20 protein-coding genes are annotated in these 19,461 nt (G+C 61.0%); 8 read left to right on the forward strand and 12 right to left on the reverse strand.

What is annotated here, in order from left to right; all coding sequences use genetic code 11:
* Positions 1-15 precede the first annotated feature (15 nt).
* From ET418_RS06140 to ET418_RS06155, 4 genes are all read right to left on the reverse strand, one after another.
* Positions 16-1,572, reverse strand: a complete 1,557-nt coding sequence (locus tag ET418_RS06140) for a B12-binding domain-containing radical SAM protein (protein ID WP_188055353.1) — start codon at positions 1,570-1,572, stop codon at positions 16-18.
* 66 nt (positions 1,573-1,638) lie between these two features.
* The gene (locus ET418_RS06145) at positions 1,639-2,682 is read right to left on the reverse strand and encodes a C40 family peptidase (RefSeq protein ID WP_149306704.1); all 1,044 of its coding nucleotides are present in this window, start codon (positions 2,680-2,682) and stop codon (positions 1,639-1,641) included.
* A 131-nt stretch (positions 2,683-2,813) separates the two neighbouring features.
* On the reverse strand, positions 2,814-4,235 hold the full coding sequence (gene cdaA / locus ET418_RS06150) for a diadenylate cyclase CdaA (protein WP_246152965.1): 1,422 nt from the start codon (positions 4,233-4,235) through the stop codon (positions 2,814-2,816).
* Position 4,236: 1 nt separating this feature from the next.
* A complete protein-coding gene (locus ET418_RS06155; RefSeq protein WP_149306705.1) occupies positions 4,237-5,511 on the reverse strand; it encodes a putative glycoside hydrolase in 1,275 nt (424 codons plus the stop codon).
* Positions 5,512-5,614: 103 nt separating this feature from the next.
* On the opposite strand from ET418_RS06155, the gene ubiE reads away from it, so the two are divergent.
* The gene (ubiE, locus tag ET418_RS06160) at positions 5,615-6,325 is read left to right on the forward strand and encodes a bifunctional demethylmenaquinone methyltransferase/2-methoxy-6-polyprenyl-1,4-benzoquinol methylase UbiE (RefSeq protein WP_149306706.1); all 711 of its coding nucleotides are present in this window, start codon (positions 5,615-5,617) and stop codon (positions 6,323-6,325) included.
* A 227-nt stretch (positions 6,326-6,552) separates the two neighbouring features.
* On the opposite strand, the gene plsY is transcribed toward ubiE, so the two are convergent.
* Genes plsY through ET418_RS06175 form a run of 3 tightly spaced genes read right to left on the reverse strand, consistent with a single transcriptional unit; the run spans position 6,553 to position 9,261 of the window.
* Entirely contained in the window at positions 6,553-7,134 is a 582-nt protein-coding gene (plsY, locus tag ET418_RS06165; protein WP_246152978.1) for a glycerol-3-phosphate 1-O-acyltransferase PlsY, read from the reverse strand.
* Positions 7,135-7,168: 34 nt separating this feature from the next.
* The gene (locus ET418_RS06170; protein ID WP_149306708.1) at positions 7,169-7,906 is read right to left on the reverse strand and encodes an outer membrane protein assembly factor BamD; all 738 of its coding nucleotides are present in this window, start codon (positions 7,904-7,906) and stop codon (positions 7,169-7,171) included.
* 26 nt (positions 7,907-7,932) lie between these two features.
* On the reverse strand, positions 7,933-9,261 hold the full coding sequence (locus ET418_RS06175; protein ID WP_149306709.1) for an enoyl ACP reductase FabMG family protein: 1,329 nt from the start codon (positions 9,259-9,261) through the stop codon (positions 7,933-7,935).
* 161 nt (positions 9,262-9,422) lie between these two features.
* Between ET418_RS06175 and hypE the strand changes: the two genes are divergently transcribed.
* From hypE to ET418_RS06210, 7 genes are all read left to right on the forward strand, one after another.
* Positions 9,423-10,436 carry a hydrogenase expression/formation protein HypE gene (gene hypE / locus ET418_RS06180; RefSeq protein ID WP_149306710.1) on the forward strand — a complete coding sequence of 338 codons (1,014 nt, stop codon included), beginning with the start codon at positions 9,423-9,425 and terminating at the stop codon, positions 10,434-10,436.
* A 75-nt stretch (positions 10,437-10,511) separates the two neighbouring features.
* Positions 10,512-10,997: a Cys-tRNA(Pro) deacylase gene (gene ybaK / locus ET418_RS06185; RefSeq protein WP_149306711.1), complete on the forward strand. Its 486-nt coding sequence runs from the start codon at positions 10,512-10,514 to the stop codon at positions 10,995-10,997.
* 10 nt (positions 10,998-11,007) lie between these two features.
* Entirely contained in the window at positions 11,008-11,460 is a 453-nt protein-coding gene (locus ET418_RS06190; protein ID WP_149306712.1) for an N-acetyltransferase, read from the forward strand.
* 124 nt (positions 11,461-11,584) lie between these two features.
* Positions 11,585-12,112, forward strand: coding sequence for an NAD(P)H-dependent oxidoreductase subunit E (locus ET418_RS06195; protein ID WP_218043374.1), 528 nt, complete (start codon positions 11,585-11,587; stop codon positions 12,110-12,112).
* Positions 12,109-13,737, forward strand: coding sequence for a NuoF family protein (locus ET418_RS06200; RefSeq protein ID WP_149306713.1), 1,629 nt, complete (start codon positions 12,109-12,111; stop codon positions 13,735-13,737). Before ET418_RS06195 ends, ET418_RS06200 begins: the two co-directional genes overlap by 4 nt.
* Entirely contained in the window at positions 13,725-14,423 is a 699-nt protein-coding gene (gene hoxU / locus ET418_RS06205) for a bidirectional hydrogenase complex protein HoxU (protein ID WP_149306714.1), read from the forward strand. The genes ET418_RS06200 and hoxU overlap by 13 nt, the downstream gene beginning before the upstream one ends.
* Positions 14,420-14,935 carry an NADH-quinone oxidoreductase subunit B family protein gene (locus ET418_RS06210; protein ID WP_149306715.1) on the forward strand — a complete coding sequence of 172 codons (516 nt, stop codon included), beginning with the start codon at positions 14,420-14,422 and terminating at the stop codon, positions 14,933-14,935. The genes hoxU and ET418_RS06210 overlap by 4 nt, the downstream gene beginning before the upstream one ends.
* Positions 14,936-14,965: 30 nt before the next feature.
* Here ET418_RS06210 and cysK read toward each other — a convergent pair whose 3' ends face one another.
* The 5 genes from cysK to ET418_RS06235 all read right to left on the reverse strand — a co-directional run bounded on the left by cysK (position 14,966) and on the right by ET418_RS06235 (position 19,453).
* Positions 14,966-15,889 (reverse strand): cysteine synthase A, encoded by a 924-nt coding sequence (gene cysK, locus ET418_RS06215; RefSeq protein ID WP_149306716.1) that lies wholly within the window; start codon positions 15,887-15,889, stop codon positions 14,966-14,968.
* Positions 15,890-15,969: 80 nt separating this feature from the next.
* On the reverse strand, positions 15,970-16,446 hold the full coding sequence (locus tag ET418_RS06220; protein ID WP_149306717.1) for an RrF2 family transcriptional regulator: 477 nt from the start codon (positions 16,444-16,446) through the stop codon (positions 15,970-15,972).
* 143 nt (positions 16,447-16,589) lie between these two features.
* Positions 16,590-17,315, reverse strand: a complete 726-nt coding sequence (locus ET418_RS06225) for a ComF family protein (protein WP_149306718.1) — start codon at positions 17,313-17,315, stop codon at positions 16,590-16,592.
* Positions 17,316-17,378: 63 nt separating this feature from the next.
* Complete coding sequence (locus tag ET418_RS06230) at positions 17,379-18,827, reverse strand: DUF4139 domain-containing protein (protein WP_246152966.1); 1,449 nt, start codon at positions 18,825-18,827, stop codon at positions 17,379-17,381.
* A 53-nt stretch (positions 18,828-18,880) separates the two neighbouring features.
* A complete protein-coding gene (locus ET418_RS06235) occupies positions 18,881-19,453 on the reverse strand; it encodes a peptidylprolyl isomerase (RefSeq protein ID WP_149306719.1) in 573 nt (190 codons plus the stop codon).
* Positions 19,454-19,461: the final 8 nt, after the last annotated feature.

Consider the following 19,461-nt stretch of genomic DNA (forward strand, 5'->3'; position numbering starts at 1 on the left):
TAAAAAAGCGGGGCCTCATGGCCCCGCTTTTTTTGTGTCCAGCGCCCGTAGTGCCGCCCCGTGGTTCGGCACCAGGGCCAAAACCCGGCGGTAACATTCGTCGGCCTTTCGTTTTTCGCCCCGTTCGGCATGCAGCTCACCCACCAGCAGCCAGCCCCAGGGGTTATCCGGTTCGCGCTCGGTTATCTCCCTGAACTCCCGTTCTGCCGCGTCGATGGAGCCCGACTGCCGGTACCACTCTCCCGCAAGAACGTTGGTGGTTGAGCAATACCCCAAAAGTGCCTTCTGTTGCCGAAAGCGGCGTTCGTTCCCTTTTCCCGTCCCGGCCGTAAACGCCCCCATGATCCGGTGTGCCGCCCGCCCGGGCTTACCTGCGGCATGGAGGGCCGTATCCGGGGTTTCCTCAAAAATGCCGGGGCGAACCAAGCCGTTTGCGACCGCCTGCTCGAACAACCGGGTACCCGGATAGTAGACCAGCGGCGACACATAACCATCGTCCGGCTTGATGCGCCGGACCAGTTCGACGGTCATGCGGATATCGTCTTCAGTCTCCCCGGGCACATCGGAGATCAGATATACGGAGAGACTGATGCCGACCTTTCTCACAAGCGCGGCCGTTTGTTCCACCTGCCACGGATGGATCGACTTGTCGAGCTGGGCCAGGATACGCGGCGAGCCCGATTCGATCCCGATCTGAACACACTCGCAGCCGGCCCGCTTCATCCACGTCAGAACCTCCTCGTCCAGGGTGGTGACGCGGGATTGGCAGTTCCAGAGCACAGCAGCCCGCCGCGCGATCATGAGACGACAGAATTCAATGGCCCTGGTGCGATCGGCGGTGAAGGTATCGTCCCGCAACGAGAAGTAGATCAGGCCAAACCGATCCCGAATGTACAGGATTTCAGCAACGATATCTGCCGGGGAGCGGAACCGTACCCGACGTCCCCAGAATCCCGGCGAACTGCAGAAGCTGCACGCAGAGGGGCATCCACGGGCGGTCAGGACAAATTCGGGTTGCAGCTCCAGATCGACGCCGATGGAGTGATCCAGATAGCGGGCGGGAAACGGAAGTGTGTCGAGCGTCCTCTGCGGCATACGCGGCTCCGTGAGGACGACCCGGGCTCCGTCGCGAAATGCGATCCCGGGCACATCCCGCCAGCCCCCCCCTTGCGCGATCCTCTCGGTCAACTCCCGTAACGTTTCTTCGCCCTCTCCCACCACGACGATATCGACCGGCGAATTTTCGGCCAGCATTTCATGGTAGCGGAAGGTGGCATGCCCTCCCCCCAGGATGATGATGCTGTTCGGATTCAGCTGACGTGCCAGGCGCGCCACCTCAAGGGAGGCGTGGCGGTTATGGGTCCACTGGGAAATGCCGATGATGTCCGCTTGCAGGGAGGAGAGCTGTTCCTTGATTACGGGGAGGGCCCACCCGGAAAGGTTGGCCAGAAGGGAATCGTAGCCGGCTTCACGCAGCACGGCATGCAGATAACAGAGTCCACTGGGCAGCAAACTGATATAAGGATCGCTGCGATCGGCTTCCCCGGATATGTACGCTAAAATAATTTTCATAGTCGAACAAAAAAATCCGGGCACAAAGGGCCCGGATTTATTATTTACCATAGATTGGCGGCGGCACTAATTCAGGTTAAGAGTAATGCCCATGGTGTCGTTAGCCGGAGCGTCGTTATCCTGCTCTTCCTCAACCCCTTGCAGTAGTTCGTTGAAATTGATCGCCCCGCCGCTGCTGGCAACGGAACCGACCCGCCGTGCGCCCAGGTAGCGCGAAAGATAGTAGGGGGTATCCATGGAGGAGATCACCACCCTGCGGTCGCGGGAGGAAGCATGGATCATCTTGCGATTGCCTAGGTAGATGCCGACATGGGACGGGAAGCGGGCATAGGTTTGAAAGAATACCAGATCACCCTTGCGCAGGTCGCCGCGCACAACCTCGTTGCCGACGTTAAACTGTTCGCGCGCGGTACGAGGCAGGTTGATCTTCTGTTCGCGGAACACCTGCTGCACAAAGCTGGAACAATCGAGCGAGCCACGGCTGTTGCCGCCGAAACGGTAATGAGCCCCCAGGAAACCGTACGCGGTTTTTTTCAGGCCGCTGATCCCCTGATTGGTCTCTTCGATATTCTTGGCAAGGTCAACCGGCCGGTCGGCGTCAATGTCGCTCAGCTCAGCCAGGGTCGACGAGAGTTCCTGTTCATTCAAGAGCTCTTTGCTGACCAGTTGCGATCTGGTGGACGCGGCGGCAACGGGGGCCTTTTCCTCGACTGCCGACGCGGGTTCATTCAGGGCCAGAACTTGCCCCGTCTTGATCCGGTTGCCTTTCAGGCCGTTCAGCCGGCGCAGTTCCGACATCTTGAGGCCGGTCTTCTTGGCGATCCTGGGAAGGGTATCCCCCTTGACAACCTTGTACGATGATGCGGCCTTTGCCACCTTTGCCGTTTTCTGCTCGGCACGGGCGGGAATGATAATGCGGCTTCCCTGTTCGATGCGGGTGCTGCTCAGGTTGTTGACAGATTTAAGTTCTTCGACGGATACGTGATATTTGCGTGCTATGGAATGAAGCGATTCACTTCTGCGCGCGACGTGGGTTTTGGAGGCCAAAACCAGTTGCGGGAAGGAAAGCAGGATGAGACAGATCGCGGCAAGAGTTCGGATATGTGTCATTACCCCTCCTATTCCGTTCTAGTTTTAGTGCGACGGTTTGGGCTTTATATAACAAACTACCCCGTTTGTCAATCCTTTACTGCCCATCGCCGCCCCCGCCGTCTTGCAACCCACATGCCATTTCAACAACATTATTGATGAACCGCACGGCGGGAAACAAGCTTTAAGACCAATGGCTCATCCCGCAGGATAGTGACATTTTTGTACGGCGGCAGCAGGTTTTTTTGATATTCCTTTCCCTTGACAAGCTTGCTGGCATCGACCTCTTCCGTCGCCACCGCTTCAAGCTTCGAGATCTGGCCGGACGGACCTTCCACCTCGACCGTGTCGGGCGACGCGACCACCCGATATGCCCCCAGTCCACGCGGCAGCCTGCCACGCAATGCGACCCTGACCGGCACGGTTTTACGCACTTTTTTCTCCGTTACGATGCGTATGGACGAGGGATTGACGCTGCCGACCACCATGCCGGAAGGGAGTTTGAAGTCCGAGTTCCTGATCCTGACGATTGCCGCCCCCTCCCGCACCTCTGATAAATCGATGTCGGCGGCAATATCAAGTTTTGCCGGCGTGGGCGTCAGACTGGAAAAGGACTTTACCTGGACCTCGACCTCTTCGGGAGAACTCCGCAGCAGCACCAGCCCCTGCGGTATGCCGTGCAGCCGGACGGGAGCCGTCACCGTGGCGATCGCCCCCTGGCGGGAGGTAATCAAGGCCCAAAATGCTATAACAATAAGCAGAACCGCCGTTTTAGGCAGCAAGTTGGAAAAAAAACGCTGCCGCAAACTCTCACGAGGCTTTTCCTTTTCAGGCAAAATCAACTCTTCCAGGAGCGCCACCAACTCGCCAGCGGAGGAAAGGCGATGCAACTCCCCTCCCACGGCCAGCGATACCTCGCCCCGCTCTTCCGAAACCACCGCCACGACAGCGTCGGTGCGTTCCGAGAGCCCGAGGGCGGCGCGGTGGCGGGTACCGTAAAACTGGGGGAGTTCCGGGTTCTGGGACAGTGGCAGGTGGCACGACGCCAGGGCGATTTTTCCTTCCCTGATCAGGGCGGCGCCGTCATGCAGCGGCGCACCATCGTAAAAGATGGCCTCCAGTATCTGCGGGGTAATCTCGCAGTTCAGGCTCACGCCATTCAGCATCTGGTCCACCAGGGATTCGCTCCGCTGAAAGACGACAATCGCCCCGGTCCTCTTCTTCGCCAGACTGAACAGTGTATCGACGATCTCCTGGAACCGGCTCAGTTGCTGCGTCTCCTGGCGGCTGCCGAAAAAATGCCGCATAAGGCTGAAGCGGTACAGCGCCTGCCGGATCTCGGCCTGAAACACCACGATGATCAGGACGATCAGCACCGTGCCCAGTTCCTGCAGGACCCAGCTGGTCATATAGAGGCCGAGAAACCGGGTAACGAAATAGATGACCGTCACCACCCCCAACCCCAGCAGCACCTGCATGGCGCGGGTCCTGCGGAACCAGGAGTAGAGTTGATAGAGCAGCAAGGTCATGATCAGGATATCGGCGATATCCTGTATTCTCAAAAAAGAGGGCACGTCAATTCCCTTTTGCTTTTCTACGGGGTTTGTGGATGGACGGTTTCTCCTGCCTGATCGATGTGGAGCGATTCTGCATGGCAAGCCGGGCCGCATCATGCCTGCGGATATCCTCCAGCACCTGGTCCCTGAGGGGCGGCACCGGGTTCGGCTCGGGTAGTTTTTCCAGATAGGCTGCGTCGGTATAGACGTTGCGGGCATTCCACATGCTGAAACCGAATACCTTGGCGTCCCGGGCGGCCTGGATCTGATCAATGATCATCTTTTTGTCGTAGGCAGCCCCCAGCTTGAAGTCCTGCAGCCAGGGGCGCATCTTGGCCCGTTTCCCTTCAAGCCGCTTCGCGCCCCGCAGGCAGGCGTCGTAAATGACGCGATAGGGGTGCTCGGCCGGGTTCTTCAACCCCAGGTGGCCAGTGGGATAATGGGACGGGTAGATCATGGGGCAGACAAAATCCACATAGTCGGCCACATCCTGAATACGCTGGCCGATGTTCATATCGTCGTCCACCATGGTCGTGAGGCCGAAGATGTCGGCCGAGGTCATCACGTCCACCGGCTTCATCTGCTGGTCCACATACTGGAAAAAACGGCGGATGATCTCATGTTTCGGCACATCGCGCTTATAAACCGGATAGGTCATGGTCTTCAGCTTCCCATCGGTGGGGAAACGGACATAATCAAACTGGATCTCGTCAAAGCCCTTGGCGGCCGCTTCCTTGGCAATGGCCAGATTATAGTCCCAGACCGTCTTCGAAGCGGGGTCAACCCAGGCCAGCCCCTTGCGGTCCTTCCAGACCTTCTGGCCGCCGCCGCCCACCGCCAGGTCCGGGCGCGCCTTGGCCAGGTTGGGGTCCTGAAAAACCGCGATACGGGCAATGGTATAGATCTTTTTGTCGCGGCACTGTTGGAGGATGGCATCCAGATTGCGGATACGCTTCTCGTAGGCACCCGTTTGGGCCACCAGCGGCACCGCGGAGTCGTAGCCAACCTTGCCGGTGCTGTCCTTTATGTCGATCACCACCGCATTCAAGTGGGAGCGGGACACCATATCGGTCAGAGTTTGGAACCGATTGATCCCGGCGGTCCAGGATGTTATGTAGAGCGCCCGCACCTCCATGTTCAGCAATTGCTGGCGCTTGGATGGCGTCGGGGGAACCGGCTTGGAGGCCGCCGTGGAGGACGTGGCGGGTTTCTGCTCATTCTGACAGGAGACAAGAGCACAACAGGTGACGATGATCAGGGCGACACGACCAGCAAGGGCGACAACATTTTTCACTCACGACACTCCGTTGGTTTTTTCTGGTTTATGCCCCGGAAATATGCTACAAGGCAAATAGTGATTTATAGCAGTAAATTATCGGAAAAGGTAGTACAAACTTATGTTCAGACTGTCTGAAAAGGGTGAAAAGATTCAGGGGATGTTCGGGAGTATCGCCCCACGGTACGACTTCCTCAACCGCCTGCTCAGCTTCGGCATCGACCGATACTGGCGCAAAAAGGCTGTGCGGCTTATCAAGTACCGGGAGGGTTCCCGGATTTTGGACGTGGCGACCGGTACCGGCGATGTGGCGCTGGAGATAGCCAGATCGACCCCATCCTCAGTAAAGATTACCGGCGCCGACTTCTGCCAGGAGATGGTGGAATTCGGTCAAGCCAAGGTGGCAACCTCTCCCTATGCCGGACGGATCGATTTCAAGATGGCTCCGTGCGAGGATCTTCCTTTTCCCGACAACACCTTCGATTCGGTAACCATCGCCTTCGGGATCAGGAACGTGGTGGACAGGAGACTGGGGCTGGCGGAGATGTGGCGGGTGCTGCGACCCGGAGGGCGGGTGGTCATCCTGGAGTTCTCTACGCCGCGCTCCCAATTTTTCAAACAGATTTACTACTTCTACTTCCGCCGTCTTCTACCGGTCATCGGTGGTTTCTTTTCGAAATATAACGCCTACAAGTACCTGCCGGACTCGGTACTGGAATTCCCCTCCCATGAGGAATTTTCCCATATGGTTGCCGACGCAGGTTTCCGCAACACCCACATCCACCCCCTGACCTTTGGTATCGCCACCATCTACGCCGGCGAAAAAGAATAGCAGGTTGTTGAAAAACAGCCATCTCACCGCCGTCCTCGAAAGCCGCCTTGTGCGGCGTAGCGCTGCTACGCCTCCGCGGGGCTCTCTGCGGGTGCGGCGATCTGACTATTTTTGAACAACCTGAGTTTTTCAACAGCTCCTTAGTGTCCCGTGCGGTTAGTCGTCGAAAACAACTCCCTCGCTATTTTGGCTGATGCCAAGGTGTGTCCAACCGCACAAGGCCATATCTACGCCTTGAACTTGCTCTCCGTTCCGTCCACCAGCCGCTTGATGTTTGCCCGATGCCGGACAATCACGATTGCGGCCACAATCCCCGTCACCAGCAGCATTGCGCGTCCCCCGTGGAGCACGTATACGGCGAGCGGCATGACCGCCGCCGCAGCTACGGAGCCGAGGGATACGTAGCGCCATTTCAAAACCAGGACCAGAAAGACCGCGAGGGCAATTGCCACGGCCAGGGGCGACAGCGCCAGGAAGACCCCCAGGGCGGTCGCGACTCCCTTGCCCCCCTTGAACCGCAGAAACACCGAAAACACGTGACCGCAGAAGGCCGCCAGACCGACCCAGGCCGCCAGATCCGTTGCCGGGGCATAGTAGTGTGCCGCCAGCACCGGCGCAAGGCCCTTGAGGCAATCGCCGATCAGGGTCAGTACGCCGACCTTGCGTCCCGCGGTGCGGTACAGGTTGGTGGCACCGATATTGCCGCTTCCCTCATGGCGCACGTCAATGCCGCAGGCCTTGCCCAGAAGGAGTCCCGTGGGGATCGACCCCAGGAGGTAGGCCGCCGCACAGGCGGCAGCCAGCATCATGTCGAATTGTGCTGTCATGGTCGCAATCCTGGAATCACTTGCCTGCTGCCTTCGGGATACGGGCCACAAAGGTGCTGCCGGGAAACTCGCGCACCAGCCGGTCAAACGCCTCGCGGCTCTTCTCGCGCTGTCCCGCTTCTTGATAGGCCGTCCCAAGGTAGTACAGCAGTTCGTCATTGTGCTGAAGCCCGGGGAACGTCTTGAGCGCCTCTTCAAAACGGGCGATGGCGGCCGGATATTTCTCGGTCCTCAGGTAGAAACGACCGACATAGATCTCGTACTGCAACTGTTTGTCCTTGCAGTCGCGAACCCTCTCCTGGGCCTCCTGGATATGCTCGCCGCCGGGATACAACTTCAGGTACGATTCCAAAATGGCCAGGGCGTTCTTGACCGGCGTTTGGTCCGTGTCGATACGGTTTATCTGTTTGTAATAGCTCAACCCCTGCCGGAAAAGGGCATAGTCGGCCCGCTCATGCTTGGGGTGAAGCTTGCGAAAATCCTCGTAGGCGGCAGCGGCCTCGATATAGTCTCTGTTGAGAAAATAGGCATCGGCAATGCCAATCTCCGCCTTGGCCGTAAGCTCCGGCGACTTGTAACTTTCCTTGACCTTTTTCCAGCTTGCAACGGCATTCTCGTACCTGCCCTTTTGAAAGGACTGTTCGCCATCCTTGTAAAGTTCATCGGGCGATGTGTTCACCGGCGGCGACGCGCACCCCTGCAACAGGGAGGCGGCAAGGGTGCCGATCGCGATAGCACTCAGTAAGCTCTTCATGGTTTTCCTCGCATGGTGTCCTGCAATCAGATAATTCCCGCTCCGAGTTCATCGTGCAGCAGTCGCGCGATGATATCATGGCTCAACCAGAGGGCGGCAGCCCCGGGCTTCCAGGATGCATGCACCATCAACCGGCCGGTGGACAGAAAAACGATGCGGGAGAGCTCGGCACAGATCAACTGCTTATGGTCGGCATGCATCCCCAGCAATTCGGCGGAACTGGCCAACATCAGCTCCATCTGCTCCCGGGTGCTGTGGTGCGGCCAGGTGGCGAAATCAAGCATCCCGGCCAACAGCGGCGATGCCAGGTAGGCGTCGGCCCGTTCCAACAGATGTTCGACCGTTTCCCCCTCCTTGAGCATGGCTTGGCAGCGCTCGAAAAGCGGTGCGGCGGCGCGTTCGCCCGCCACATTCCGAATGGCGGACAGCAGCGGGTACAGCGAGATTTCCACTCCCAGAAAAAGGGCGCTGGAGTTGGTCTGTATCTCGGGGCAATTGAAGACCGTGGCGACGACACCGTTCCCGGTCGCCTCGGCAGCGATATCTTCGAGGCGCATCTTGGCCCACCCCTGAACATAGGGGGTGTAGGACTGCCAGCGGTACTCGCCCCCCACCAGTACGGCGGTGCCGTGATAGCCGTAGGCGGCGTAGCGCACCTGTCCGCCTGCTGCGCCGAGGCGTCCGCGCAGAGCGGCCGACTCCTCGATCAGATAGCGGAAGGTATCGCCCGTGACCTCGTTGAAACTGGCGTCGCACAGGCGGCCCAGGTCGCTGTTCCAGAAGCCTTCCGAGGCGAGGAACTTATCGCCGGTTCCCTTGAAGACCCGGTTGAGGAGCGGCATGAATACCCGCGCGCGCGGTATGCCGCCGGCCATGGAATGGGCAAAGAGCACATTGGCGCCGGACGGAATACGTGACGCGAGCTGGTGCATCACCTGCGCCAGCGCGGCGCGCATCCGGGCCGTACCGGCGCTCCTGGCCTTCTCGATAAAATCGGGGCTGAAACTGATGGAAGCCCACTCGTCCGGCTTGGCCTTCTTAAGTTGCTCGGCCACCGACAGTTGCCCGTCCACCTGCTCCATGTCAAAGCCAGCCTCCAGCGGGACGTTGATGATGCTCCCGCCCAAGAGCGCCTCGGCGCCCGCCAGTTCCTCCGCGGTCAACGGCCGCAGAGTACCGTCGCTGTCGCGCCGCCCCACGGTAGTGCCGATCACGTCCATGCCGATGCGTCGGGCCTCCTCCACCAGGCCGTTGGCATACCCGCGGCCGAAAAGTTCCCCCACCAGGACCAGCACGTCCCCCGGCTTGTACCCCGCCGTATCCGGCAATTTTTCCAGTGACCTATAATCAGTCATATAATCCTCCGCCTGCTTTCCCGCTGTGCGACGAGATTTTTCAAAACTTGGTACTCTTATCATGAACCGGCCGGCAAAGTGAACAGAAAAAGCTGCCGTGACAAGAGGGGGCTTTCGTGCTATCGTGTGCAAAAACATTCAGCAGGAGACCCAATCTCACCGTGAATAACGACCTCATCCTTCTCGGCCATGGCAGCGGCGGCCGGCTTTCCCATCAACTTCTGGACGAACTGATCATCCCCGCCCTGAGCGGGATCGCCCCTTCCGGGCAAGACGATGCGGCCCTGCTCCCCCCGCCTGCCGGCCAACTCGCCTACACCACCGACTCCTTCGTGGTCGATCCGATCTTTTTCCCCGGCGGCACCATCGGCAGCCTGGCGGTCCACGGCACGGTCAACGACCTGGCCATGATGGGCGCACAGCCGCTCTATCTGAGCGTCGGCCTGATCATCGAAGAGGGGTTCAGCCGGGCAGACCTGAAAACCGTGCTGGACGACATGCGGCAGGCCGCCGACAAGGCCCAGGTACGGATCGTGACCGGCGACACCAAGGTCGTCCCCCGGGGCAAGGCGGACAAAATATTCATCACAACCGCCGGGATCGGCTCGGTGGGACATGATATAGCCATCCACGGCGCCAATGCCCGGCCGGGCGACAAAATCATCATCAACGGCACCGTGGGCGACCATGGCATTGCCGTCATGGCCGGCCGCGAGGGGCTTAACGTCGGGACCGACATCCGAAGCGACTCGGCCGCCCTCAACAGCCTGGTGGCCGCAATCATCGCCGAGGCGGGGGGGCTGCTGCACGTGCTCCGCGACCCGACCCGCGGCGGCATCGCCACCACCATCAAGGAGATCGCCCAGCAGTCGGAGGTGGGAATCACCCTGCACGAGGAGCAGATCCCCGTGAATCAGGCAGTGCGCGGCGTCTGCTCGATCCTTGGCCTCGATCCGCTCTTCGTCGCCAACGAAGGGAAGCTGCTCGCCTTTGTCGCCCCCGAGGCCGCGGAACGGGTCGTGGCGGCGATGAAACAGCACCCCCTCGGCATCCAGGCCGCCATTATCGGCGAGGTTGTTGACGGAGAGCCGGGCCGAGTCCGCATGGAGACCAGCGTAGGCGGCACGCGGGCGGTGGAGATGCTGGCCGGGGAGCAACTGCCCAGGATCTGCTGAAAATGAGAAACGTGAATGGTGAAGGGTGAAAGGCTTACGCGATTCACGTTTCACGATTCACGAGGTTTTAAAAAAATGGCAAAGGAAAAGACACCCATAACCCCGGCCGTCCGCCAATTGCGGGCCGAAAAGGTCGAGTTCATCGACCACCTCTACGCCTATGAGGAAAAGGGGGGCACGGCCGTTTCCGCCCGGGAGTTGGGAGTCGACGAACACTGCGTGATCAAGACCCTGATCATGGAGGATGAAGCAAAGAACCCGCTCATCATCCTGATGCACGGCGATTTGCAGGTTTCGACCAAGGAGTTGGCCCGCATCATCGGTGTCAAGCAGATCACCCCCTGCATGCCGGAAACCGCCCAAAAGCACAGCGGCTATCAGGTGGGGGGCACCTCCCCCTTCGGTACGCGCAGGCAGATGCCGGTATACCTGGAAGAGACCGTCGCCGGGTTGGAGACGATCTACATCAATGGCGGGAAACGTGGTTACCTGGTAGCAATGGCGCCATCGGAACTGGTCAGGGTGCTGAAACCGGTGCCGGTGCACGTGGGGATACATTAGGAGAAAAGGAATGATCCGTAAGGCCCAGATTAGCGACGTCAAGGACATCCAGAAGCTGTTGATGAAGTACGCCAGCCAGGGGGACATGCTCTCCCGCTCCCTGTCGGAACTGTATGAATCGATACGCGATTTTTACGTCGTTGTGGACGACGGCAAACTCCTGGGAGCGGCCGCTCTGCATATCGTCTGGGATGACCTGGCCGAAGTGCGCTCCGTGGCGGTGGCCGAGGAGGTCGGCCGCAGGGGCATCGGCAGCCAACTGGTGCAGGCCTGCATCGACGAAGCGCGCCAGATCGGCCTCAGGCGTATTTTCTGCCTGACCTACAGACCCGACTTTTTCGCCACACTCGGTTTCCGTCTGGTGGACAAGTCCGAGTTGCCCCAAAAGGTATGGGGCGACTGCATCAAATGCGTCAAGTTCCCAGACTGTGACGAGAACGCCATGATCCTAGACCTGAACTAAGGCCTCTTTTAGCCTGTCTGCTTGCTGCAAAGCCCTTTCCGTCACCGGAGAGGGCTTTTCTTTTTGCGGTGCCGCTCATTGAGTATCGCCGGGCCGGTGATAGTATTGGAAACGGTAGCGTATTTTGTTCGACGTAAAGGCAACCAAGATGAACGTCCATGACACACACCGGGCAGACGACCGCCACCGGGCCCTTGAGCGCGTCATGCAGCAGCATCGCCTGCGCCCGGACAGCCTCATCGAGATATTGCACGCCGCCCAGCGGCAGTTCGGCTGGCTGGATCGCGATGTGCTGGGCCTGATAGCTGCGCGGCTCAGGCTCCCTCCCAGCCTCGTCTACGGGGTGGCCGGCTTCTATCACGCCTTTCGACTCGAACCGCCCGGCCGGCACCGCTGTACGGTCTGTACCGGCACCTCCTGCCACCTCAAAGGCGGCTCCAGGCTTTTGCAACGATTGGAGCGGCATTTCGGTATCGCCTGCGGCGCAACCGCCCCCGACGGCAGCCTGACGCTGGAGAACGTGCGCTGCCTGGGCGCTTGCGGCCTAGCGCCGCTGGTCATGCTCGACGGCGAGGCCTGCCCCCACGCATCCTTTGGACCTGTCGTGGAGCGGCTGGCGACCCGCCGGGATGGCGGGGATACGTCGCCGTGAAGACGCCCGGACCGAAGGACAAAGGGGCAACGACATACGGCGGCGGTCTGAAGATCTCTGTCTGCCTCGGCTCTCCCTGTCTTGCCTCCGGTGCGGAAGGGGTGCTGCGGGCGCTTCGCGAAGCCTGGGGCGAAAAAACCATTGCCGTCATCGGCACCGGCTGCATGGGACCGTGCAGCCGCGGCCCCATGATCAGGATCGAGCGGGACGGCTATCCGGCGGCCTATTACGAACGCATGACGCCCCAGGCCGCCTGCACGACGGTTGCGGCGTACCTGGCCGGCGCTGCCCCCGAGCAGGGCCGCCTGGCGCCCGACTTTCCCTTCATCGCCCTACAGACACGGGTCGTCCTGGGGCAGTGCGGCAGGATCGATCCCTGCGACCTGAACAGCGCCCGGGCCGCCGGCGGCTACCGCGCCCTGGCACACGCCATCGGGAAGATGACGCCGGAGCAGATCTGTTGCGAGATCGGCGCCAGCGGCCTGCGCGGCCGGGGTGGGGGCGGCTACCCCACCGGCACGAAATGGGAATTGGTACGAGCGGCCAGTGGCAGGCGGAAATATGTGGTAGCCAACGGCGACGAGGGCGACCCGGGCGCCTTCATGGACCGTACCCTGATGGAGTCCGACCCGCACCGGCTGCTGGAAGGCATAGTCATCGCCGGATATGCCGTGGGGGCCCGCGACGGCTTCATCTTCGTGCGGGGAGAATATCCCCTGGCGGCCCAACGCCTGGGGGCGGCGATCGCCGCTGCCGGCAAGGCCGGCCTGCTTGGGCGCAACATCCTGGGGAGCGGCTTTTCTTTCCGCATCCGCCTGCGCATCGGGGCGGGAGCCTTCGTCTGCGGCGAAGAGACGGCCTTGATGGCTTCCGTCATGGGGCGGCGCGGTCAGCCGGTCATCCGCCCCCCCTACCCGGCCCAGCGCGGCCTGTGGGGCTGCTCGACCCTGATCAACAACGTGGAGACCTTCGGCTGTGTCGCCCCGATCATCCGCAACGGCGCGGCCTGGTTCAGGGCCATCGGGACACCGGGTAACAGCGGCACCAAGGTCTTTTCCATCTCCGGCGACGTGGCCACCGAAGGGGTGCTGGAGGTACCGCTCGGGACGCCGCTGCGGGAGTTGCTGGCCATGGCCGGCGGCGTCAGCGGCGGCAGTTTCAAGGCGGCCCAGACCGGCGGCGCCAGCGGCGGCTGCATCCCGGCCAGCCATATGGATGTGCCGGTGGACTACGAGTCGCTCAAGGGGCTGGGCACCATCATGGGCTCCGGTGGTCTGATCGTGATGAACGACCAGCGCTGCATGACGGATGTGGCCCGTTTTTTCATGCATTTCTGTCAGGAAGAAAGCTGCGGTAAATGCGCTCCCTGCCGGACAGGCACACAGCAGGCGGCACGCCTGCTCGACCGGATAGCCGCCGGCGAGGCGACCTCGGACGATATTTCTCAACTGGAGCTACTCTGCCGGTTTATGCGGGAAACCAGCCTGTGCGGTCTTGGCATGGCGGCCCCCACGCCGGTACTCAGTACCCTGCGCTGGTTCCGGGAGGAGTACGAAAACCACGTCCGCGACCGGCGCTGCCCAGCCGGTGTCTGTGCCATGGAGGGAACCCCATGCCGCGACTGACCCTTACCATAAACAATCGCAGCGTAAGCGCCCGGCGGGGTGAGAGCATCCTGTCGGCAGCGCGCCGCTCGGGTAGTGACATCCCGACCCTCTGCAATCTGAGGGGACTGATTCCCGCCGGTGCGTGCAGGGTCTGCCTGGTTGAGGTGGCAGGGTATCCCCGCCCGGTCCCGGCCTGCGCCACGAGCGCCGAGCAGGGCATGGTGGTGACGACCGACACGGAACGCCTGACAGCGGCGCGGCGCATGATCGTGGAACTGCTGTTGGCGGAACGCAACCATAGCTGCGCGGTGTGTGTGATGAACCGGCACTGCCAATTGCAAGACCTGGCGGCGCGCCTCGGCATCGACCATGTGCGTTTTGCCTTTATCTCGCCCCTGGCCGGGGTGGATATCAGCCACGAGCGTTTCGGGATCGACCACAACCGGTGCATCCTCTGCCGCCGCTGCGTCCGGGTCTGCGACGAGATCGAGGGAGCCCATACCTGGGATGTTGACGGACGGGGGGCGGCCAGCCGGATCATCTGCGATTTGGCGCAACCGTGGGGAACCAGCATCACCTGCACCGGGTGCGGCAAATGCGTGCAAGCGTGCCCCACCGGAGCGCTCTTCGAAAAGGACGCGCCGACAAAAAAGGCGACCATAGACTTGGAGGGGTTGTCCGAGTGGCGGAGGAACCGGAAATGACGCGCCCCAGGCTTGCCACCGTCTGGCTCTCCGGCTGTTCAGGCTGTCACATGAGCCTGCTCAACCTGCACGGCGACCTGCTGGGGATGCTGGAACAGTGCGATCTGGTCTATTCCCCCCTGGCGGATATCAAGGAGTATCCCCGCGGGGTGGATATCGTCCTGGTGGAGGGGGCGGTGGCGAATGAGGACAATCGGGAGATGGCGGGGATCATCAGAAGGCGGAGCGCCTGTGTGGTAAGCCTGGGAGATTGCGCCGTGAACGGCAATGTGAGCGCCCTGCGCAACCCGTCCGGTCTTGCCGCTACTCTGGGACGGGTCTATGGTGAGGCGCCACCGGAACATGGCGTGGCGCACCTCCTGCCCCGTGCGGTGCCGCTGCATCAGGTCATCGGGGTGGATGCGTTCCTGCCCGGCTGCCCGCCAGCTCCGGAAAGGATCCGGCGGCTGCTGACCTGTTTGCTCCAGGGCCAGCCGGCGGAACTGCCGCCGGAGCTGCTCAGCTTCGGCTGACCGGTCCCGCAGGGGATTTTCGACAACCGGTTAATCGAAGACTTCCATGGAGAGGTACCGCTCTCCCGTATCCGGCAGGATCACGACCACGTTCTTGCCGGCCCCCAGCTTTTTCGCCACCCGCAGTGCACCCACCAGGGCCGCGCCGCTCGATATCCCGCACAGGAGCCCCTGCTTGGCCGCCAGGGTGCGGGCAGCGCTGTAGGCTTCCGCATCGGGCACGGCGATCACCTCCTGATAAATCGAGGTATTGAGTACGTCAGGGATAAAACCGGCACCGATCCCCTGAATCTTGTGGGGTCCCGCCAGGCCGCCGGAAAGGACGGGCGAGCCGGCCGGCTCGACGGCAGCAATGTGGACAGCCGGGTTGTGTTGGCGGAGCACCTCACCGACCCCGGTGATGGTTCCACCGGTGCCGACCCCGGCCACAAAGCCGTCGATGCTCAGCCCGTTCATCGCCGCAACGATCTCGGGGCCCGTCGTGCGGCGATGGGCCTCCGGGTTGGCGGGATTGCTGAACTGCTGCGGCAACAGCCAGTGTTTTTCGGCAGCCAGTTCTTCGGCCTTTTGCACCGCCCCCTTCATGCCCTGCGAAGCAGGCGTCAGCACCAGCTCGGCCCGGTAAGCCGTTAAGAGGCGGCGGCGTTCCATGCTCATGGACTCGGGCATGGTCAGCACCAACCGGTACCCCTTCACCGCACAGACCAGTGCCAGACCAATGCCGGTATTGCCGCTGGTCGGCTCGACAATCGTCGCCCCCGGCTTGAGGCAGCCATCCTGCTCGGCCCGCTCGATCATCGCCAGGGCGATGCGGTCCTTGATACTGCCACCAGGGTTAAAGGATTCAACCTTGGCATAGATTTCGGCACCCCCCACCTCCGTCAATCCGGAAAGCTTCACGAGTGGCGTGGCGCCGATCTGTTCGATAGCACTGGTGCTGATGGCAATGGGCATGTTTTTATCCTGGCATAAGGTCTGCGGGCGCAGGTTCCTGCATGGCCGCGGTGTGCGGGACATGGCGGAAACTGCGTTCCCTAGATGTAGTACATAAAGCGGTGGTCCTGCTCCTTCTTGATTCCCATATCCAATCCGCGCTGACACAGTGTCTGGAGGGTTATGCCGGAGAACAGGGTGTTGAGTAACGTGGTGGCCTCTTCCCAGACCGTCTGGGTCACGCACTGTCCTTCAAAGGGGCAGTCGGTCTTGCGGTTGCGTTTTTTCGGCGTCGCTCCGGTGCAATCCACCAGGAGCACGTCCAGTTCGGTGGCGCACAGTACATCCAGGACCGTGATCTCCTCGGGCTTTTTGGCCAGGCAGTATCCCCCCTGAGGCCCGCGCTTGCTTTTCAGTATCCCGGCCCGCTTGAGGTTCTGGAAGATCTGTTCGAGATAACGGGGTGATATCTGCTGACGGCGGGAGATGTCCTGAATCTGGGCCGGCATATTGCCACAGTTATAGGCAATGTCGAAAAGAGCCCTCAGGCCGTACCGACTTTTTGTTGACAGACGCATTAGTTCCTCCCGGAGGTTACATCGTTACGTATCACTATTTATAACAAAAATACACCGCATCCGTCAACAAAACTAACCAAAATACTTTCAAAATTCTACACAAGACGACGATGGTTTCCATGAGCGTCACTGCAGGCTTCGGCTCAACTTTCCACGGCCCTGGCGACCGTCACCACCGCCACCTCGCTGGCTCCGGCTGCCTTGAGCACATGGGCACACTCCTTCACGGTGCTGCCGGTGGTGTAGACATCGTCCACCAGCAACACCCGCCGCCCCTTTACGACACCGGCGTCCCTGACGTCGAAGGCCCCTTTGACATTGTCGCGTCGTTGCGCCGCGGTCAGGGTGATCTGCGGTTCGGTCCACCGGATGCGCCGCATGGCGCCGCGCTCCAAGGGGACGCCCCATTCCCGTGACCAGATTTCGCCCAGCAACACGGCCTGGTTGAAACCGCGCTCCCTGAGCCGCCGGACATGCAGCGGCACCGGCACGATCAGCTCCGAGGCGCATGCGGCGACGAAATCCCGCAGAGGGGCGGCCGTCAGCAGGGCAAGGGGGCGGCGCAGATGGGTTTTATAGCGATATTTGTAGGCATGGATCAGTTCGCGGCACTCACCTTCATAGAGCAACGCCGCCCTGGCGGCTGTAAAATCGGGCTGTGACTGCCGGCACGCGCCGCACACATGGTCATCACCCACCCCCAGGAAGGGGATGCCGCACACCGGGCAGAGCGGATGGGCCACGGCGGGCATCCGTTCCCGGCACGCCGGACAGATGTGCAAGGGGCCGGCATCGGGGATGAACGCCCGGCAGAGGTGACAGAGCGGAGGAAAAAGAACATCGAGGAAGGTTGCGAAAAATTTGTTCACGGTCGATCACCGTAGAGTGGGAGCCCCCGGCTTTCTGGGAAAACCGGGGGGCGAACTATTCGCCTAGTAGCGCATCAACACCCGATAGGTCAGCTTCGCTTCACCATCCGCCGGTACCGGTATTTTGTACTCCAGGGTCCCGGAATTGGCCTTGACGTAGTCATGGGTGGAGTTCAGCACCTGCCAGTCGCCCGGGACCGGTTCCGTCACCCGCACCACGACGGCCTCTTTCTTGTGGTTGCGGATGGAGATTTCGTAGGCCGCCTCGTAGCTGTCCTTGGCGCGCTTCTTCCAGTCGGTCTGCTTCTTGTCGGCCACCACGTCGAAGGCATCCCCCAGCTTGATCCGCACCTTTTCGTCCCGGGGGGTGTGGTCGATGGCATCCTCGCCCACGAACTGGAGCGACTTGTCGCCGTCCTTTTTGTAGACACGCACGGTTCCCTTGGGCAACGGCATCCCCAGACGGTTCTTCTCCCGGTTCTCCAGCTCGATATATACGCCGATCTTCTGCTTCTTGGCGATATCGCCGCTGTAGGCACCCTGATAGTAATAGGAGGCACCGGACAGGAGCAACTCCTTGCGCACCGGTATGTCGGCTACGGTAAACAGGCTGATCTGCTTGGATTGGTTGTCCTTTATGGTGGAGGGACGCTGGAGTGTGTACATGTGGTACTCCAGCAGCCCCTCCTCCCTGAACTGGGGCGCCGGAGCGGCAGCCTCCGCCATCATAACCTTGCCCCGCAAGCGCGGCTGCACCTCGTCGCGAACCCGGTTCACATCCCCGGCCACCAGCTTGACGGCGGCATTGCGATAGGTCGCCCCGCTGTTGTTGGCGATGGTGACCCACCCCCCCAGATCGGCCTTGTCGTCCCGTTCGTTGAGGGTCATGACGTAATCGGCGCGCCAGGTGATGCCGCCGGTCAGGTAGGCGGCCTCCACCGTGTGCGCCTTTTCACGGCTGTTCTCCAGGAGCCATACCAGGGTTGGGCTGGCGATCAGGCTGTCCGGCACCTGGGGGAAGATCACCCGCCCCGGATGGCCGTAGGTGATCTCGTTGCCGATCCTGAATACCGGGCCGTTGTTGTTGGAGAGGAGCGTGGCGGTCACCACCTCTTCCCGCTCGCTGTAGGGGTTTTTCTGGTAGAGCTTGACCTCCTTGCCCACATACTTGTCCAGCAGTTTCTGCGGGCTTAACAGGTCATACTCGTAGTTCTGTTCCAGGACATTCAGGCTGGCCGCATCCGAGAGGGAGCGGATATGGACGCTGGCCGGCACGATGGCCGTGGCCACATCCATGAAACGCAGTTCGCTGCTGCCCTTGGGCAGGTGCAGCACGCGCAGGTCCTTGACCAGGCCGAGGCTGGAGTTATAGATGGTCACCGCCACGCCGGTCTGTTCGGCAATGGTCGAGGTGGTCGTCGCCGCTTCGCCGCCGGCGCCCCACAGCTGATGGGCCATTACCGAAACCAGTGCCATTGCCGCCATCATCGTGCGAATCCAGTGAACCGTCATGTTCCCTCCTCGCCCCTCGGGGCGTTACGCTGGGCAACGTACCGATGCAAAGCCTATTTCAGCACCTTCACGGACTTGATCACCACCTGCTGTTCGGGCACATCCCCCATGCCGTGGTGGAATCCGGTCCTGACCGCCTTTATCTTATCCACCACATTCATCCCCTCAATGACCTTGCCGAAGACGGCATAGCCGTAGCCGTCCGGGCTGGGACGGTTCAGCATATTGTTGTCCACCACATTGATGAAGAATTGCGCAGTGGCGCTGTCCGGCATGCCGGTGCGGGCCATGGCGATGGTGCCCCGGTCGTTCTTCAGGCCATTGGTCGCTTCGTTCCTGATGGGACTGACGGTCGGCTTCTGGACGAAGTCGGTGGTAAAGCCGCCCCCCTGGATCATGAAACCGTTGATGACGCGATGAAAGATCGTACCGCTATAGAACCCCTTGTTGACATACCCGAGGAAATTCTTGACGCTAATGGGCGCCTCCTTTTCAAACAGTTCCAGTTTGATGGTGCCCTGGCTGGTCTCCATCTGGACGACCGGATTCTTCGCCGTGCCGGCGGCACAGGCGATACCCGTGAATACGAAAACAGCTATAAGGGCCACTACTGATTTTCTCAACATTGTGGTTC

Origin of the sequence: Oryzomonas rubra, assembly GCF_008369015.1 — a bacterium.
GTDB lineage: Bacteria > Desulfobacterota > Desulfuromonadia > Geobacterales > Pseudopelobacteraceae > Oryzomonas > Oryzomonas japonica.

Coding starts and splice junctions, on each gene's coding strand:
- ET418_RS06140 (WP_188055353.1), bottom strand. CDS start 1,572: ATGAAAATTATTTTAGCGTACATATCCGGGGAAGCCGATCGCAGCGAT.
- ET418_RS06145 (WP_149306704.1), bottom strand. CDS start 2,682: ATGACACATATCCGAACTCTTGCCGCGATCTGTCTCATCCTGCTTTCC.
- ubiE (WP_149306706.1), top strand. CDS start 5,615: ATGTTCAGACTGTCTGAAAAGGGTGAAAAGATTCAGGGGATGTTCGGG.
- plsY (WP_246152978.1), bottom strand. CDS start 7,134: ATGATGCTGGCTGCCGCCTGTGCGGCGGCCTACCTCCTGGGGTCGATC.
- ET418_RS06170 (WP_149306708.1), bottom strand. CDS start 7,906: ATGAAGAGCTTACTGAGTGCTATCGCGATCGGCACCCTTGCCGCCTCC.
- ET418_RS06175 (WP_149306709.1), bottom strand. CDS start 9,261: ATGACTGATTATAGGTCACTGGAAAAATTGCCGGATACGGCGGGGTAC.
- ybaK (WP_149306711.1), top strand. CDS start 10,512: ATGGCAAAGGAAAAGACACCCATAACCCCGGCCGTCCGCCAATTGCGG.
- ET418_RS06190 (WP_149306712.1), top strand. CDS start 11,008: ATGATCCGTAAGGCCCAGATTAGCGACGTCAAGGACATCCAGAAGCTG.
- hoxU (WP_149306714.1), top strand. CDS start 13,725: ATGCCGCGACTGACCCTTACCATAAACAATCGCAGCGTAAGCGCCCGG.
- ET418_RS06210 (WP_149306715.1), top strand. CDS start 14,420: ATGACGCGCCCCAGGCTTGCCACCGTCTGGCTCTCCGGCTGTTCAGGC.
- cysK (WP_149306716.1), bottom strand. CDS start 15,889: ATGCCCATTGCCATCAGCACCAGTGCTATCGAACAGATCGGCGCCACG.
- ET418_RS06220 (WP_149306717.1), bottom strand. CDS start 16,446: ATGCGTCTGTCAACAAAAAGTCGGTACGGCCTGAGGGCTCTTTTCGAC.
- ET418_RS06230 (WP_246152966.1), bottom strand. CDS start 18,827: ATGACGGTTCACTGGATTCGCACGATGATGGCGGCAATGGCACTGGTT.
- ET418_RS06235 (WP_149306719.1), bottom strand. CDS start 19,453: ATGTTGAGAAAATCAGTAGTGGCCCTTATAGCTGTTTTCGTATTCACG.